A 15452-nucleotide genomic window follows, 5' to 3' on the forward strand; every position below is an offset into this window, starting at 1 on the left:
ACGTCATCGTACTGATGTATCAGGAGAGTTGAAGGAGGCCCCGGAGGAGATCCCGGCTTCCGGCCGGATCGGGGCTGTCCTGGGCCAGCTTCTCCATGACGCCGCCGTACTGGGCGACCTCCTCGCGCTTGTCGAGGTAGAGGGCGCCGGTGAGCTGCTCCAGGTAGACGATGTCGGACAGGTCCGACTCGGGGAAGCCGAGCATGGTGAAGGAGCCGCTCTCGCCGGCGTGCCCGCCGAAGCTGAACGGCATCACCTGGAGGGTGACCCCGGGGTGCTCGGAGATCTCGATGAGGTGCTTCAACTGGCCGCGCATGACGGCCCGGTCGCCGTACGGGCGGCGCAGGGCGGCCTCGTCGAGGATGACGTGGAAGTGCGGGGCGCGCTCGGAGACGAGGACCTTCTGGCGCTCGACGCGCAGGGCGACGCGGCGCTCGATGTCGGCGCGGGAGGCGTCGGGCATGCCGCGGGTGACGACGGCCTGCGCGTACTCCTCGGTCTGGAGCAGGCCGTGGACGAACTGCACCTCGTAGACGCGGATGAGGGAGGCGGCGGCCTCCAGGCCGATGTAGGTCTGGAACCAGCCCGGCAGGACGTCGCCGAAGCTGTGCCACCAGCCGGCGAGGTTGGCCTCGCGGGCCAGGCCGAGGAGGGCGCCGCGCTCGCTCTCCTCGGTGACGCCGTAGAGCGTGAGCAGATCCTCGACGTCCCGGGCCTTGAAGCTCACCCTGCCCAACTCCATGCGGCTGATCTTGGATTCGGAGGCCCGGATCGAGTACCCGGCGGCTTCGCGGGTGATGCCCCGCGACTCGCGCAGGCGCCTCAGCTGCGAGCCCAGCAGGATGCGCCGGACCACGCTCCCGCCCGCTCCGTTGGTTTCGCCCGCGGTCACGGCTGCTGCCCTCCCCTTCACGATGACGAGCCCCCGTAGAGCCCCGGATTCTGCCACCAAACGCTTCAGCGCGTACACATCTGGTTACGGAAGGGGATGCCGGGGGGAGAGATTCGGACGCGCGCCGACGCGCCGCTGTCAAGAAGATTTCCACAGATTCGCCACAGTCGTGGACAGGTCAGGCACCGCACGGCCGCATGCACGTGCATCTGCCCTTGCATCACGTCGGCGCATTCGGAACCATGGACCCCGCGCAGCCGCGCACTCGTTCGTGTTGTCCGCACCACTTGCAGTGTCGTCGCACCACTTGCGGTGCCGTCGCACCGCTTGTCGCACCACGCACCACTTGTCGCACCACCGTCGCGCTACCCGGGAGTGCCTCGCATGGGGACGAATGGATCGACCGTGCTCGAGCCTTTACGGCAGGGTCTCCCGCCGATCGACCCCGGCGCCGTCTCCACCTCCGCCTCCTGCGCCCTGCCCGCCCGGTACGAAGCCGTGCGCGGGGCCCGGAAGTTCACCAGCTCGACGCTGGACGGCTGGGGGCTCGCCGACCGGTTCGACGACGTGGCCCTGGTGGTCTCCGAACTCGTCACCAACGCGCTGCGGCACGCCGTCCCCGACGGCCCGCCGGACTCCCCCGCGCATCCGCCGGTGCGCCTGCACCTGATGCGCTGGGCGTCCCGCCTGGTGTGCGCGGTGCGCGATCCCAGCCGGGAGAGCCCGGAGGCGCGCGGCGGCGAGGAGGACTTCTCCGCCGAGTCGGGCCGGGGGCTGTTCCTGGTGGAGTCGTTCAGCGACAGCTGGGGCTGGCACCCGCTCGCGGGGACGCTCCAGGGCAAGGTCGTGTGGGCGCTGTTCCGGGTCGGCCCGGAGGAGTAGGGCGCGCGCGTCCGTGAGAACGACGGGAAGGGCCCCGGCGGGGAACGCCGGGGCCCTTCGCCGTGCCCTGCGGACACCGCCCGGGGCGGCGGGGGTCACACGAGGTGGTCGAACTCGCCGTCCTTGACGCCCAGCAGGAGCGCCTCTATCTCGGCCGGCGTGTAGACGAGCGCGGGCCCCTCGGGGTGGCGGGAGTTGCGCACGGCGACCTCGCCGCCGGGGAGCTTGGCGAACTCGACGCAGGATCCCTGGGAGTTGCTGTGCCTGCTCTTCTGCCAGACGACACCCCGCAGCTCCGCGGCCGCCATGCCGTTGTACGCGTGACGCGCGTGGTGCACTGGTAGCTCCCCGAGTTGCTTGGTGCAGGACTCAACTTCCTCGGATCATAGCTTCGTTCACATGCGGCTGCATGAGCAGATGCACGTGCACGGGGGGTGGCGTAGCCACTACGCGACACAGCGTGCGGCCAGGTCGGCGGGGATGCGGAAGCCCCCGCGATCTTCCCGTACGCCCCTCCTCCTGGAGGGACGAGGGCGCGGGGGCCGAGGTTCCCGGACGGGCCGCTCAGGCGTCGGTGAGGGTGGTGGACAGTTCGTCGAGGGCGTCCAGGAGGAGCCGGGCCGCCTTGCGCAGCAGCGGGTCGGCGACCTCCGTGTCCCAGGCGGCGACCGTCTCCCGCAGGCCGTCCCACTCCGGCACCCGCCGCTCGCGCACCGCCCGCGCGCCCCGCTCGGTCGCCTCCCGCAGCGCCTCCGCGAGCCCCGCCGCGGCGGGCAGCGGCACGGCGTCGCGCTCGGGCGGATGGGCCTCCAGGAGCATCGCGGCCCGCCCGAACTCGGCCAGCGCGTGCCCCGCGCCCTCCGCCGCCGCGTGCGAGAGCCCCCGGTGCCGGACCGGCTCGTGGACGGCCCGGCCGACCGCGTCGTGCCAGGCCACCCGGGCGGCGCGGGCCGAGAGCAGGGCCTCGCGCACGTCGGGGCCGGCCGCGCCGGACGGGTCGGCGTACCGGGCGGCGACGGCGGTGGCGTACCGGCCCGAGGCGGCCAGCCAGTCCGCGAGCCGGCCGCGCAGCCGGGGCGTCTCCCACGCCGGGTAGACGGCGTAGGCGAGCATCGCGAGGAGTCCGCCGAGGAGGGTGAGCAGGACCCGGTCGCGGACGGTCTGGGTGATCCCGGAGCCCTCCATGCCGAGCAGGAAGACGACGTACGCGGCGACGCACACCTGGCTCACCGCGTACCCCGTCCGCATCAGCAGGTACATGCCGAAGGCGCAGAGGACCGCGAGACCGGCCGAGAGGTACGTGTCCGGGTGGGCGGTCTGCACGACGGCCGAGGCCAGCGCCACCCCCACCAGGGTCCCGCCGAAGCGCGCCACCGAGCGGGCGTACGTCTGCGAGAAGTCCGGCCGCATCACCATCACGGACGCCATCGGCGCCCAGTAGCCGTGTCCGAAGGGCAGCACCAGGCCCAGCAGGTAGCCGGCGGCGGTCACGGCGGAGACCCGGACCGCGTGCCGCAGCACCGGCGACCCCGGTCGCAGCTCGGCCCGCATCTTCGCCACCGCCACCGGGACGAGCCGCGGCAGGGACGGCCGGGTGCGGGCCGCCGGGCCGCCGCCGGGGAGCTTGGCCCGGCGGAAGAGCCGCAGGGCGCGGGCCCCGACCGAGCGGGCGTCGTCGGGCACCGGGTCGTCCGGCGAGGTCCCGGTCCTCGGGTCGGCCGCCTCGACGACGTCGTCGAGGAGGGCGGCGAGCCGGAGGGCGGCGCGGTGGGAGCGCCCGGAGAGGATCGTGCCGGTGTCCGGGGTGCGCAGGGCGGCGACGGCGCCGGGCGGCAGCCGGACGGGCTCGCCGTGCCGGACGGCGCGGGCGGCGGCGTCCAGGACTTCGGCCGCCGCCGCGAGCAGCTCGCGGACCCGGTCGCGCCGGGGCCCCTCGGCGGGGGCTCCGACGGCCGGGTCGGCGAGCGAGGCGAGCACCGGCCGGATGCGTTCGGCGAGCCGCCGGGGGCCGTGCAGTTCGGCGGGGCGGCGGCGGGCCTGCCGGACGGTGACGGCGGCGGCGCTGCGGGCGTTCATCAGCGGGACCGGGTCGAAGGGGGCGACCGGGTCGTGGCGCAGCCGGCGGGCGTAGTCCGCCTCGGCGGCCAGCGCGTCGGCGAGCGCGTCCCGCTGGGCGCCCCAGGGCCGGACCGGCAGCAGCACCACCAGGGCGGCCTGGACCAGCCCGCCGGTGAAGATCATCGCCGCGTGTCCGGCGGCGGCCGCGACGGAGGTCGGCAGGGTGATGGTGACCAGCATGATCGCCACGTTGGAGGAGGCGATGATGCCGACCGTCGGCCCGACCGCCCAGGCCAGCCCGGAGAGGAAGGTCCACAGGAGGAGCAGGGCCAGGAAGAGGACGGTGTGCGAGCCGGTCAGATAGCCCAGGAAGGTGGAGACGGCGAGGCTGCCGCCGGAGGCGAGCGCGAGGGTCGGCCGGGGCCGCCAGGAGCGCTGGAAGGTCGCGATGGCCGCCTGGAACGCGCCGAACGCCGAGGCCGCCGCGACGGCGGGCCCGAAGAGGGCGAGCGAGAAGCCCACGACGAGCGCCAGGCCGAGCGCGCCCCGGGCGGCGATCAGGGGGGAGAGCCGCCGCCGCTCGACGGCGAGGCCGGAGCGGGCGGTCTCCTTCAGCGCCCGGAGCCAGCTCATGATCCGAGCGTAGAGGAATCACCCCGAAGCCGACATTCACCCCATATGTGACCGCAGGGTCCTCACCGGCCGTCCCGCTCGCGCAGGCGCGGCCGGTCCGGGCCCAGGGCGGCGGCCTCGGCGGCGGACGCGCCGTGCGTCCAGCCCGCCTCGTCCCACTGGGCCCGGACCCGGGTGGCCCGGGTCTCGGGGAAGAGCTCGTCGGTACGGGCCGCCACCGCGACCTCGCGGGAGGCCAGGACCGGCAGCAGCGTCGGGGCCTCGGCGGCGACCCGGCGGGAGGTCTCCGCCAGCCGGGCGCCGAGCCGGTGCGCGTACGCGAGGAGGAAGGACTGCCGGAAGGACTTGGTGCGCTTGCGGCCGCCCCGGCGCTGCTCCGCCTCCGCCCGGGTCATCGCCGCCGTGCCCTGCACGAGGAGCGAGGTGTACAGCAGCTCCACCGGGTCGAGGTCCGCCTCGAAGCCGACCACGGTCGAGAAGCCGTACGCCTCGTTCCACACCGCCCGGCAGTGGTTCGCGGACGCGACCGCGTCCAGCAGGATCGCCTTCGCCTGCTCGTACGGCGGCTCCACCCCGATCCGCAGCGCGCCCGGCGCCGACCCGGCCGGCGCCCCGGCGGCCAGCCCGGCCTCGTCGAGGCTGTGCCGGGCCATCAGCTCCTGCGCCTTGGCCGTCAGCGCCTCCGCCTCGTCCGGGTAGTCGGTGCGCTCCGCCTTGGCGAGCAGCGCCCGGATCCGGGTCAGCGTCCGGGGCTCCCCGGCCGCCGCCGGAGGCAGCACGTCCCCCGGGACCGGCCCCACCGCGTCGAGCCGGGGAAGCCGGACCAGCAGCCGGTACAGCTCCAGGACGGCCGTCGCGTACGAGAAGCGGTCCGCCGTCCACTCCGGGGCGTCCAGCGCGTCGAGCTGCGCCCGCCAGCGCCCCGGCAGCACCGCGTACCGCGCCGTCTCCGCCCGCACCAGCCCGGCCAGCAGCCGCAGGTGCTCCTCGGCCAGCTCGCGCCGGACCACGCGCGCCACGTCGGCGGGCTGCCAGCCGCGCTCCCACAGGCCGCGCACGTACTCCTCGCCGCGCCGCGCGAGACCGGCGTCGGCGGCCGGATCGGCGGCCAACAGCGAGGCCGCCGTGTCGAGGGAGCGGTCGTCCCCGGCCCCGGTGTGCAGCGCCTCCCGCAGCGCCCGCTCGACGGTGGCCTCCCGCGCCTCGTCCCGCATCGCCGTGCCTCCTCCTCGCCCCGTTCCCGTACCTCCCCCGATGGTCTCAGCCTCCGGCCGGCCCGCCCGCCGGGGTATGCCCGGCCCCACCCCGGGGACGCCCCGCAGCGGGCGTGAGCGCGGCGGCCCGGAACGGTTGCCTGGACCCATGACGAGAACCACCGCTCCCGCCCCCTCTCCCTCCGGGGCCGGCAAGTCGACCCTGCTGCGGGCCCGCCGGGCCGTCCACAGCCTGTGGACACCGAGGTCCCTACCGCCCTGCGGGCCCGGTGGACCCTGACGGCGGGCACGAGCACGGGCGCCGGAGGCCGTACGGACGCGGACGCGGGCACGCGCGTGGGAAGCCGTACGGGCACGGACATGGGCACGCGTGCGGGCGCGGGTGCGGAGGGGGCCGCCGCCGGGGTCTGCGCGGCCGTCGCCGTCGCCGCGTCGGCCCTCCCCGCCTGGCGGCTCGCCCGCTGAGCGGCGATCGTGGGACGGGGCGGTGGCCGGGGTCGGAGCCGGGCCGCCGCCCCGCCCGCGTGCGGTCGTTTTCCGCCGCCTTCGTACGCGCGCGTGCGGCCCTCCGCCATCATGGGCGGATGCCGAAGCAGCGCAGGCGGAAACAGCGGGCGGCCCGGGCACGGGAGCGCGAGGCGGAACGCCACCGGCCCGGGGCGGGCCGGTGGGAGGTCCGGTACAGCGGACCGGACGAGACCGCCTGGCGCACCGAGGCCCGCCGACTGGTCACCGAGGAGCGGGTCGCCTCGGACGACCTCTGGCTGGACATGATGTGCGGACGCGGCGACCACCCGACCGCGTACCGCGTCAGCGTCTTCGTCCCGCACACCGGGGGCGCCGTGGACGCCGGGGAAACCGAGGGCACCGGGGGCGCCAAGGAACCCGGGGACGCCGGGGCAGCCGAGAACGCCTAGGGGTCCTGTCAGCCCCAGCGACCCCAGCGGACCCGCCAGCCCCGGCGGCCCCGTCAGCCCCCGGTGGTCCCGGCCGTCGCCCCCGACGTGTGCCAGTCCGGGGCCAGGACCGACCAGACCTCCATGTCGTGGCGGACGCCCCGGTAGGCGTAGCTCTCGCGCAGGACCGCGTCCCGCTTCATGCCGAGGCGGCGGGCGACGGCGATGCTGGGGGCGTTGGAGGAGGCGACGACCCACTCCACCCGGTGGACGCCGCGCACCTCGACCGCCCAGCCGATCAGCGCCCGCGCCGCCCGGGTGACCAGGCCCCGGCCGGTCGCGGCCGGTTCGAGCCAGCAGCCGGCCTCCGCCTTCCCGGCCGCCGCGTCGAGGGTGCGCAGGATGACCGCCCCGACCAGCGTGCCGTCGAGCCATATGCCGTGGATGCGGCCGGTGTCGGCCGCCGCCTTCTCCGCGTACGCCCGCAGGAAGGCCCGGCTCGACTCCAGGTCGGTGACGACGTCCGGAAGGCCGTTGCGGGCGCCGATGAACTCCCTCCCCCGGTCCATGTGGGCGAGGAACTCGTCGGCCTGCCAGGGCTCCAGCGGCCGCAGCTCCGCACCGTCGCCCAGGGACATCGCGTACATCGTCGTCTTCCTCCGTCGTCGAGCCGTCAGGGAACGGGGTCAGCTTGCCCGGCTCCGGCCGCCGCCGCTCCCCCTTATCGGCTTGTCGGCTCGTCGGCCGCGCCGGCGCGCGGATCCGCGCGCCCGCCCCGGATGTCGTGCCCCGCCGCTGTCAGTGGCGGCTGCCAGACTCGCACCCATGAGCGAGAGGTGGGCGCTGGCGCCGGAGCCGGAGGGGGAGGGCGCGGTCCTCGTCCCCCTCGGGCCGGACGGCGCGCCCGCGGGGGCGGTGCGCCGCGAGCCCGACCTGGTCGCGGCGGTCCGGTCCCGGCCGGAGGCGGCGCGCTGGGTGTGGCGGTCGACGGCCGAGGTGTATCCGCGGCTGCTCGCCGCCGGGGTCCGGGTCGAGCGGTGCTACGACGTGGAGGCCGCCGAGCAGCTGCTCCTGGGGCACGAGGGCCGGCTCGGCGAGCCCCGGTCGGCGGCGGCGGCCTGGGCGCGGCTGCGGAACGCGCCCGTACCGCCCGATCCGCCGCAGCGCGCCGCCGAGCCCGGTTCGCAGGACTCGCTGTTCGAGCCGGCGCCGGTCTCCCCGGTGTCCTTCGAGGGCCTCCTCGCGGTCTACGCGGAGCAGCAGCGCCGGCACGACCGGGCGGAGCACCCGGGCAGGATGCGGCTTCTGACGGCGGCCGAGTCGGCGGGGATGCTGGTGGCGGGCGAGATGCACCGGGCGGGCCTGCCGTGGCGGGCCGACGTGCACCGGGAACTGCTGCACGAGCTGCTGGGCGAGCGGTACGCGGGCGGGGGCGAGCCGCGCCGGCTGGCGGAGCTGGCGGAGGAGGTGTCGGCGGCGTTCGGCCACCGGGTCCGGCCGGACCTGCCCGCGGACGTGGTGCGGGCCTTCGCGCGGGCGGGCGTCCGGCTGCGCTCGACGCGCCGGTGGGAGCTGGCGGAGGTCGACCATCCGGCGGTGGAGCCGCTGATCGCGTACAAGAAGCTGTACCGGATCTGGACGGCGCACGGCTGGACGTGGCTGGCGGACTGGGTGCGCGAGGGCCGGTTCCGGCCGGAGTACCTGCCGGGCGGCACGGTCAGCGGGCGCTGGACGACCAGCGGCGGCGGGGCCCTCCAGATCCCGAAGGTGATCCGGCGCGCGGTCGTCGCCGACGAGGGCTGGCGGCTGGTGGTGGCGGACGCCGACCAGATGGAGCCGCGGGTGCTGGCCGCGATCTCCCGCGACCCGGGCCTGATGGACGTCGCCGGGCATCCGGACGACCTGTACACCCGGCTCTCGGACCGGGCCTTCTCCGGCGACCGGGACCACGCGAAGCTGGCGCTGCTGGGCGCGATCTACGGGCAGACCAGCGGCGACGGCCTGAAGAACCTGGCGGCGCTGCGCCGCCGCTTCCCCCGCGCGGTCGCCTATGTGGACGAGGCGGCGCGGGCCGGTGAGGAGGGCCGGCTGGTCCGCACCTGGCTGGGCCGGACCAGCCCGCGGGCGGCCGGTGCCGACGAGGACGGCGAGGCGGGCCTCCCGCAGGACGCGGACGGCCCTCCCCCGGCGGAGGACGGCGCCGCCCCCGGCTTCACCCCGGGCTACGCCTCGGGGAACGCGCGGGCGCGCGGCCGCTTCACCCGCAACTTCGTCGTCCAGGGCAGTGCCGCCGACTGGGCGCTGCTGATGCTGGCGGCCCTGCGCCGCACCCTGGCGTCCGCCGGGATGCGGGCCGAGCTGGTCTTCTTCCAGCACGACGAGGTGATCGTGCACTGCCCGGCGGAGGAGGCCGGGGCGGTGACGGAGGCGATCCGGGCGGCGGGGGACGAGGCGGGGCTGATCGCCTTCGGGCGGACCCCGGTCCGGTTCCCGTTCACGACGGCGACGGTGGAGCGGTACGCGGACGCCAAGTGACCGCCCACCGCCCCCTTCTCCCGGCCGCTTCCGGCTACCGCACGGCCTTGGTGGGCAGCTTGGCCCACTTCGGGTCGAGGGCGAGCGCCTTCAGCTGCTCCATGGTGAGCGCGGGCTCTGCGCGGGTGGCGTCCTGGTGCTGGGCGCCGGTGTTGAAGGCGGAGACGACGACCCGGAAGCCGTCCGGCGTGACGGTGTCGGCCGTCCACCAGACCACGCCCGCGCCGCCCTTCTCGCCGGGCTGCTGGGACAGCGCCACCCTGCGGCCGTCGGGGAGGGTGGTGACCTCGCCGGTGCCGCCGAAGGCGTCGCCCATGCCGTACTGGACGTTGACCTGGACGAGGCTCTTGCCCTTGCCGTCGTCGACGACGGCGTAGCCGAAGTCGCCCTCGCCGCCCTTGTCGGTGATCCGGAGGTGCTTGGGCAGCAGGCTGCGCAGGGCGTTGGGGACGGCGCTGCCCTGGACCCCCGGGACCGGCGGCGGGAGGGGCTGGCCGTCCGGCTGCCCGGTCGGCGGGACGTAGGGCGGGATCAGGTCCAGCAGCGGCTTCCAGGCGTCGGCGGCGACGAGCTCCTTGAGCTGGGTGCCGGTGAGGGGCGGGTTCTCGCGGTTGACCTCGGCGCCCTTCTCGGCGGGCGCGTTGTGCTCGCTGAAGTCGACGAGGAAGCCGTCCTTGGTGAGCAGGGTGGCCCGCCAGCTCTTCGTCTCCTCGCGCTTGTCGGGGTACACGTACCCCTGGAGGATCATCACGCGGGAGCCGTTCGCCGTCCGGCCGTCGGTGCACCGGTCGTAGGGGACGTACACCTTGTCGGGGCAGGTGACCATGGCGGCGCCGGTCTCCCCGGTGCCGCCCGCGCGGGACAGGGAGAGGAAGAAGGCGGACTCGCCCCGGCCGTCGTCGAAGGTGCCGGAGACGCCCTGGCCGACGCCGTCCTCCTGGTCGAACTTCCAGGTGCCGGCCGGGGCGTTGGCCTTGAGGACGGTGATGATGTCGCCGATCGGGATCGCGCCCTGCCGCGGCCCCCCGGGCTCACCGGCCTCGACGGGCGGCTTCTCGCCGCGCGTCTCCTCGCCGCGCGGCTTCTCGCTCGTGGGCGGGGCCGCGACGGACGCCTTGGCGGCCGCGCCGTCGGGGGTGACGACGGAACCGGCGTAGACGCCTCCGATGCCGACGGCGGCGAGCGCGAGGGCGCCCCCGGTGACGGCGAGGCGGCGGCGCAGCAGCCGGCGGCGGCCGCGGACGAGTCCGGCGGAGATCAGTTCGGGCCGCCCGTCGAGGGCGAACCCCTCGCCTGCGGTCCGCAGGGCGGAGCCGAGCTCGGCGGTGAAACCGGGGTCGGCGGCGGGGTCGTGGTGGCCGTTCGGGTCGTACTGGGGCATGGCGGATCACCGTCTTCGGTTCGGTGGGTACGGGGGGACGCCCGGGGCGGTCCCCATCCCGGAGCCGCTCCTCCCTGGGAACGGAATCAGGGAACGGGACCCGGGCCAGGGTCTGGGACCTGGGAACGGCCCCGGGAAGCGGCTCCGGGGAACGGCCCCGGAAGCGGTCGGGAGGAGCGGGCTCGGCTCAGCGGGCGGCGAACTCGCCGATGGTGCCGCCGAGCCGCTGGCGGAGCTTGCCGAGCGCCCGCGTGCAGCGGGTGCGGACGGCGGCGGAGCTGGTGTGCAGGGCGTCGGCGGTCTCCTCGACGCTGCGGTCCTCCCAGTAGCGCAGCACCACGACCGCCCGGTCCTTCGCGGGCAGTGCGGCAAGCGCGTCGAGCAGGGCGATCCGCAGGGCGGGGTCGGTGCCGTCGTCGGGGGTGCGGTCGGGCAGTTCTCCCAGGGGCCGCTCGGTCGCGGAGCGGCGGCGCTGATGGCTGAGGAAGGTCCGGACGAGAACGGTCTGCGCGTACGCGGCGGGATTCCCGATCCGGGAGACCCGGCCCCACAGGGCGTACATCTTCCCGAGCGTCTCCTGCGTGAGGTCCTCGGCGAGATGGACGTCCCCGCTGGTCAGCAGGCAGGCCGACCGGAACAGCTGGCCCGTGCGCGCCGAGGCGAACTCCAGGAACTCGTCCGCGCGGGTCTTTCTCATGCGCCTCCTTCTCGCGTGGCTCGGATGGTGCGGGCGCCGTACACCCCATCGACGCGGCGGAGGGGCTCGGATGTTTCAAGATTCTTCAGGAGCCGCCGCCAGAAACGTACAAACTGTCGAAAATCGGGTAACCCTGGAGTATGAACACTCTCAGCGCAGCGCAGACGCTGGCCGCGGGAGTCTGGCAGTCCGGCCTCGGCCAGGTGATCGGCGGCCTCGTGCTCGTCGCCGTCCTCATCGCCGCGGTCTGGCTGGGCTTCCGCGTCCGCGACCGTGAATCCCGGACCCCCAAGCCCGAGGAACAGCCGCACCGCCCGGACGACGCGGGCATCCCGGGCGAGGCGTCCGAGTACCGCAGCCCGAACGAGGTCCCCCGCACCGACGGCGCCCACCGCCTCATGCCCTACCAGCTCAAGGACGGCGGCACCACCGCCCCCGAACCCCCCAGCGAGGAGAAACGCAAGTGGGGCGGCATCTCCAGCGGCGGCTTCGGCAGCGGCGGCCCCGGCCACGGCGACTGACATGCCCCCGCCCGGCCCCTCACCAGCGCCCAGCCCCACCCCAGGCACCACCCCACCAACCGGCGCCGGCCCCGACACGGCCCCACCACCGGTGGGCACCCCACCGGTCACCGGATCGACCGCCCCCGACCACGCCCGCCTGCGGGCCATGGCCCACCGTCTCCTCGCCTCCTCCCCCGAGGCGGAGGAGGCGGTGCGCGCCACCGAACGGATCCTCTCCTCGTACGGCCCCGGCCCGCGCGCCCGCCGGGGCCCCGGGCCCGTCCCCGACCCCGGCCCACCGCCGGAGACCGTCCTGGCCCGGGTCTGCCTCGGCCGCCTCCGGGCCCGCGAGACCCGCCACACCGCGCCCTGGGACCCGTGGTCGTCCCCCGCGCCCTTCTCCCCCACCCCGGCGGAACGCCTGATCCTCGTCCTCCACGACGACTTCGGCGTCCCCTACGAGGACCTGGCCCCCGCCCTGGAACGCGCCCCGGCCGCCCTCCGCCAGACAGCGACCCGCGCCCGCGCCCACCACCCCGACGCGGCGCCCACAACCACATCCCCAGCATCGACGCCCTCGCCGACCCCACCCACCTGGCGACCCTGACCTGTCCCCGGCCGCCCCGTCACTCCATCCAGTGCATCAGTCGGCGTCTCCCCGCTCGACCGGTCGACGCCACCACTCCGTGGACGAGAAACAGCTCTTGAGCCAATGCGCCTCGTCAGCTCCGAGAATGACGTCACCGATAAAGGCGAGGGGCTTGAAAAAGAGCATGTGCTCCTGGACCCGGACCGGCTCCCATCAGCGCCAGGCCCAACTCGCCAGCGCCACAACCACACACCGCCTGCCAGCCACCCAGCTCGCCACGGCGGGCGTGGAGCACCGCCGCGCCTTTGGCCTGCTCCGCTACCTCCGCTTCGTCGCAACAGGCCGCTGACCAGCCACCCGCCACGAAGGGGCCGCTCTCAGACACAGCGGCGCCCGGATCACGCGCGACATCCACCAGAAAGTGCTCCCCACATCGGCAAAAGCGCCGCCGAGGCCACCGCCAAGCTGGTCCCGCTCCAGCGCAAGGCCAAGAAGGTGACGAAGACGGGCTGACCGCCGCTTCGCTCACGCATCACGCTCACAAACCCATCGCACCTGCTTTGGGGCGCCCCCTGGGACGTTCCACATCACAGACATGCCCAGGTGGGCACCCGAACGGCGATAGCCTGACGTCCAGTCAGTGCGACTGTCCAGGGGAGGGAATGCCGCATGGCCGTAGCCATGTACCGAGCCGTCCTGCTCGCGCGAAGGAACGAACAGCGCAGGGAGGAGCTGAGCACCCGCCGCAGGAAGCTCGACCGGCACGTCGTCCAGGAGAGTACGGCGCAGGAGAAGCAGCGGCAGGCCACCTACGATCGGGCCCTCGTCCCCTTCCGGGACGCTTTCGCGCGGCTCAAGCGGGTGGATCTGGCCGAACTTGCCCCGGTGGACCCGGCTGGGCACGCCACGGCCGACGTCGATCTGCAGGAGATACAGAGACTCGCGGTGTCCGCGGTCGGGTCACTCGTCGGGGGCGGAGCCGCCGGAGCCAGCATCGGCGCGGCTACCTACCTGGCCGTCGGCGCCTTCGCCACCGCGTCCACCGGCACAGCCATCTCCGGGCTTTCCGGAGCCGCCGCGAGTAGCGCCACCCTGGCCTGGCTGGGCGGTGGTTCGCTGGCGGCGGGCGGCGGCGGAGTGGCCGCCGGAACGATGGTCCTGGCCGCGGTTGTCGCCGTACCAGCGCTCGTCGTGGGCGGTGTCCTCCTTGAATGGCAGGGCCGCTCGGCCCGCGAAGACCAGGAAAAGGTCGCCGAGGAACTGGGAGCGGCGGAGTCCGAACTGGCGGAGGCTCGCCGGACCTTGTCCGAGGTGTTCCAGCGCAGCCGGGAGATCCGCCTCGTGCTCAAGGACCTCTGCGTGGCCATGGAAGCGCGGCTGCCGGCCTTCGCGGCACTGGCCGCCGACCATGACGACTACGGGGCGTACGACGCGGAGCAGCGAGCCCAGGTCAAGGAGGTCTTCGATCTCGCCTGCACGACTGTGAAGGTGATGGCAGCTCCGCCGGCCGGAGAGGACGGCCGGGTCGGCGAGCTGTCCGGCCGCGTCGTCGCGGACGCCCGTGCCCACCTTGCCGCACTGGCATCCGCCGCATGAGCCGTACGGTTCTGCCCGGCGCCGCCGACCAGGCCGCCTGGACGGTCGCGGACGCCGCCACCCGCCGGCTGGCCGAGGCCACCGTCGAGACGTTGCGCACCCAGAAGACGGTGGAGCGGCTGGTGCACCGGTACGTCAACATCGGCAACGCCCAGCGTGCCGGACACCTCTTCGAGGTACAGCACGCGCTCTCCTTCAACCAGAACGCGATCCGGGCCGGCGCGTCGGTCCGGGCTGTGGTCACGGAGTGGGCCGAAGGCGGCTCACAGACGGCCCCGGCCGATGTCTGGCTCGTCGACCGGGGCCGGCTCGTGGGCCAGGCGCAGGCCAAGTTGATGGACAGCGTCCCGAAGACCGCGCACCAGGTGGCCCAGCCGCACTACGAGGGGATGGCGCGGCTGGTGGCGGGCGACCGGGTCGCCGCCGTGGACAGTCTGCTGGAGCGCCGACTCGCCATGTCTCCCGAGGGAGTGCGGTTCGCCGACTACTCGGACGCCCACGCGCATCTGAAGGACCGGCTGAAGTACGGCAACGTCACCTCCGACCCGATCGACCTGGCCGACGCGCACCGCTCGGCCCTCGACCCGATGCGCTGGGCACGCGGTGAGGCGATACGAGCGGCCGGCCGGGAGGCGGCGGCTGCGGCGGGAACGGCGGCGGCGGTCGGCGGGCTGGTCGCCGGGGCCGTGTCCGCCGCCGGACAGTTGGCCCGGGTGCGGGCGGGTGAGACCTCGGCCGCGTCGGCGGCCCTCACAGCGGCCGCGTCGGCGGCCCAGGCTGCGGCGCGGTCCGGGGCCGTCGCGGGGCTGGGATCGGTGATCCGTACGGCGTCGAGGGCCGGCCGTCTTCCTGCGGTGCTGGGCGGCGGAGACCTGGCGTTCGCGACGGCCGGTGCCGCGTACGCGGTGGCGGAGGCCGGTGTGGCACTGGCGCGCGGGCGGATCGACGCGGGCGAGTTCGCGGCCTGCAGCGCGGAGGCCACTCTGCGGACCGCTCTGGGCTGGGCATGCGGGGCGGTGACGCAAACAGTGATCCCGGTGCCGGTGGTCGGGGCACTGGTGGGCGGTCTGGTGGGCCAGGCAGCCGGCACGCTGATCGCGCAGGGCCTGCAGGCCGCTTTGGTGGCGGTCCGCGGCACCGGCGGGCCGGGCGCGCAGCTGCTGGAGCGGGAGCTGCTCACGGCGTCCCTGACCTCGGGGCTGCTGGGTTCAGCGGCGGCCGCCCTGGGCCCGGTGACGCGCGCGTCGGCCGTCGTGCTGCCCGGCCTGAAGGACGTACGGGAACGGCTTGCGAGCACCGATCCGGCAGCCGCGCTGTCCGGTCTGGCGGCGCTGACAGCCGCGGAGGCAGGCCGTCCCGTCTTCATGACACCCGAGGAGTTCGACGCCTGGATGGCATCCGAGGATGCCCCGCTGGTCCTCGACCCCAACTGGTGAAGCAACGCGGCCACTCCCCCGACGGACGCGGCTCGCCGACCTGATGCCGAGCCGGTCGGCCTGCCGAGCGCTCACGCAAGCCGTTCCCACGGCGTTCCCCTCACACGACGCGCATCACCCGGGCATGAAAAAACCCCAGG

The 15452-nt window shown here is 74.9% G+C and carries 14 protein-coding genes; 7 read left to right on the forward strand and 7 right to left on the reverse strand.

Going from position 1 to position 15452, the window contains the following annotated elements:
• Positions 1-19: 19 nt before the first annotated feature.
• Positions 20-892, reverse strand: coding sequence for a Sco1979 family transcriptional regulator (locus IE219_RS22255; protein WP_189980222.1), 873 nt, complete (start codon positions 890-892; stop codon positions 20-22).
• A gap of 384 nt (positions 893-1276) precedes the next feature.
• On the opposite strand from IE219_RS22255, the gene IE219_RS22260 reads away from it, so the two are divergent.
• The gene (locus tag IE219_RS22260) at positions 1277-1774 is read left to right on the forward strand and encodes an ATP-binding protein (protein WP_189980224.1); all 498 of its coding nucleotides are present in this window, start codon (positions 1277-1279) and stop codon (positions 1772-1774) included.
• A gap of 95 nt (positions 1775-1869) precedes the next feature.
• Here the strand turns inward: IE219_RS22260 and IE219_RS22265 are convergent, their stop codons facing one another.
• The 3 genes from IE219_RS22265 to IE219_RS22275 all read right to left on the reverse strand — a co-directional run bounded on the left by IE219_RS22265 (position 1870) and on the right by IE219_RS22275 (position 5679).
• Positions 1870-2082: a DUF397 domain-containing protein gene (locus IE219_RS22265; RefSeq protein ID WP_189980527.1), complete on the reverse strand. Its 213-nt coding sequence runs from the start codon at positions 2080-2082 to the stop codon at positions 1870-1872.
• Between the two features lie 256 nt (positions 2083-2338).
• A complete protein-coding gene (locus IE219_RS22270; RefSeq protein ID WP_189980226.1) occupies positions 2339-4465 on the reverse strand; it encodes an FUSC family protein in 2127 nt (708 codons plus the stop codon).
• 62 nt (positions 4466-4527) lie between these two features.
• Positions 4528-5679: a DUF2786 domain-containing protein gene (locus IE219_RS22275; RefSeq protein ID WP_189980228.1), complete on the reverse strand. Its 1152-nt coding sequence runs from the start codon at positions 5677-5679 to the stop codon at positions 4528-4530.
• A 584-nt stretch (positions 5680-6263) separates the two neighbouring features.
• Here IE219_RS22275 and IE219_RS22280 point away from each other — a divergent pair.
• Positions 6264-6596, forward strand: coding sequence for a hypothetical protein (locus tag IE219_RS22280; RefSeq protein ID WP_189980230.1), 333 nt, complete (start codon positions 6264-6266; stop codon positions 6594-6596).
• A gap of 53 nt (positions 6597-6649) precedes the next feature.
• Here the strand turns inward: IE219_RS22280 and IE219_RS22285 are convergent, their stop codons facing one another.
• On the reverse strand, positions 6650-7222 hold the full coding sequence (locus IE219_RS22285; RefSeq protein WP_189980233.1) for a GNAT family N-acetyltransferase: 573 nt from the start codon (positions 7220-7222) through the stop codon (positions 6650-6652).
• Positions 7223-7400: 178 nt separating this feature from the next.
• On the opposite strand from IE219_RS22285, the gene IE219_RS22290 reads away from it, so the two are divergent.
• The gene (locus IE219_RS22290; RefSeq protein WP_189980235.1) at positions 7401-9110 is read left to right on the forward strand and encodes a bifunctional 3'-5' exonuclease/DNA polymerase; all 1710 of its coding nucleotides are present in this window, start codon (positions 7401-7403) and stop codon (positions 9108-9110) included.
• Positions 9111-9144: 34 nt separating this feature from the next.
• Here IE219_RS22290 and IE219_RS22295 read toward each other — a convergent pair whose 3' ends face one another.
• Positions 9145-10491: a hypothetical protein gene (locus tag IE219_RS22295; RefSeq protein ID WP_189980236.1), complete on the reverse strand. Its 1347-nt coding sequence runs from the start codon at positions 10489-10491 to the stop codon at positions 9145-9147.
• 187 nt (positions 10492-10678) lie between these two features.
• Positions 10679-11188: a SigE family RNA polymerase sigma factor gene (locus tag IE219_RS22300; RefSeq protein ID WP_189980239.1), complete on the reverse strand. Its 510-nt coding sequence runs from the start codon at positions 11186-11188 to the stop codon at positions 10679-10681.
• 140 nt (positions 11189-11328) lie between these two features.
• Here IE219_RS22300 and IE219_RS22305 point away from each other — a divergent pair, with 140 nt between their 5' ends.
• The 4 genes from IE219_RS22305 (at position 11329) to IE219_RS22320 (ending at position 15312) form a co-directional block, all read left to right on the forward strand.
• Positions 11329-11709 carry a DUF6479 family protein gene (locus IE219_RS22305; protein WP_189980241.1) on the forward strand — a complete coding sequence of 127 codons (381 nt, stop codon included), beginning with the start codon at positions 11329-11331 and terminating at the stop codon, positions 11707-11709.
• Positions 11710-11800: 91 nt separating this feature from the next.
• On the forward strand, positions 11801-12298 hold the full coding sequence (locus tag IE219_RS22310; protein WP_189980243.1) for a sigma-70 family RNA polymerase sigma factor family protein: 498 nt from the start codon (positions 11801-11803) through the stop codon (positions 12296-12298).
• Between the two features lie 651 nt (positions 12299-12949).
• On the forward strand, positions 12950-13876 hold the full coding sequence (locus tag IE219_RS22315) for a hypothetical protein (RefSeq protein ID WP_189980245.1): 927 nt from the start codon (positions 12950-12952) through the stop codon (positions 13874-13876).
• A complete protein-coding gene (locus IE219_RS22320; protein ID WP_189980247.1) occupies positions 13873-15312 on the forward strand; it encodes a hypothetical protein in 1440 nt (479 codons plus the stop codon). Before IE219_RS22315 ends, IE219_RS22320 begins: the two co-directional genes overlap by 4 nt.
• Positions 15313-15452: the final 140 nt, after the last annotated feature.

Origin of the sequence: Streptomyces termitum, from assembly GCF_014650175.1 — a bacterium.
GTDB classification, from domain to species: Bacteria; Actinomycetota; Actinomycetes; order Streptomycetales; family Streptomycetaceae; genus Streptomyces; species Streptomyces termitum.

Bases quoted from the DNA above. Each gene is read 5' to 3' on its own strand.
- IE219_RS22260 (WP_189980224.1), top strand. From the start codon at position 1,277: ATGGGGACGAATGGATCGACCGTGCTCGAGCCTTTACGGCAGGGTCTC.
- IE219_RS22265 (WP_189980527.1), bottom strand. From the start codon at position 2,082: ATGGCGGCCGCGGAGCTGCGGGGTGTCGTCTGGCAGAAGAGCAGGCAC.
- IE219_RS22270 (WP_189980226.1), bottom strand. From the start codon at position 4,465: ATGAGCTGGCTCCGGGCGCTGAAGGAGACCGCCCGCTCCGGCCTCGCC.
- IE219_RS22275 (WP_189980228.1), bottom strand. From the start codon at position 5,679: ATGCGGGACGAGGCGCGGGAGGCCACCGTCGAGCGGGCGCTGCGGGAG.
- IE219_RS22280 (WP_189980230.1), top strand. From the start codon at position 6,264: ATGCCGAAGCAGCGCAGGCGGAAACAGCGGGCGGCCCGGGCACGGGAG.
- IE219_RS22285 (WP_189980233.1), bottom strand. From the start codon at position 7,222: ATGTACGCGATGTCCCTGGGCGACGGTGCGGAGCTGCGGCCGCTGGAG.
- IE219_RS22290 (WP_189980235.1), top strand. From the start codon at position 7,401: ATGAGCGAGAGGTGGGCGCTGGCGCCGGAGCCGGAGGGGGAGGGCGCG.
- IE219_RS22295 (WP_189980236.1), bottom strand. From the start codon at position 10,491: ATGCCCCAGTACGACCCGAACGGCCACCACGACCCCGCCGCCGACCCC.
- IE219_RS22300 (WP_189980239.1), bottom strand. From the start codon at position 11,188: ATGAGAAAGACCCGCGCGGACGAGTTCCTGGAGTTCGCCTCGGCGCGC.
- IE219_RS22305 (WP_189980241.1), top strand. From the start codon at position 11,329: ATGAACACTCTCAGCGCAGCGCAGACGCTGGCCGCGGGAGTCTGGCAG.
- IE219_RS22315 (WP_189980245.1), top strand. From the start codon at position 12,950: ATGGCCGTAGCCATGTACCGAGCCGTCCTGCTCGCGCGAAGGAACGAA.
- IE219_RS22320 (WP_189980247.1), top strand. From the start codon at position 13,873: ATGAGCCGTACGGTTCTGCCCGGCGCCGCCGACCAGGCCGCCTGGACG.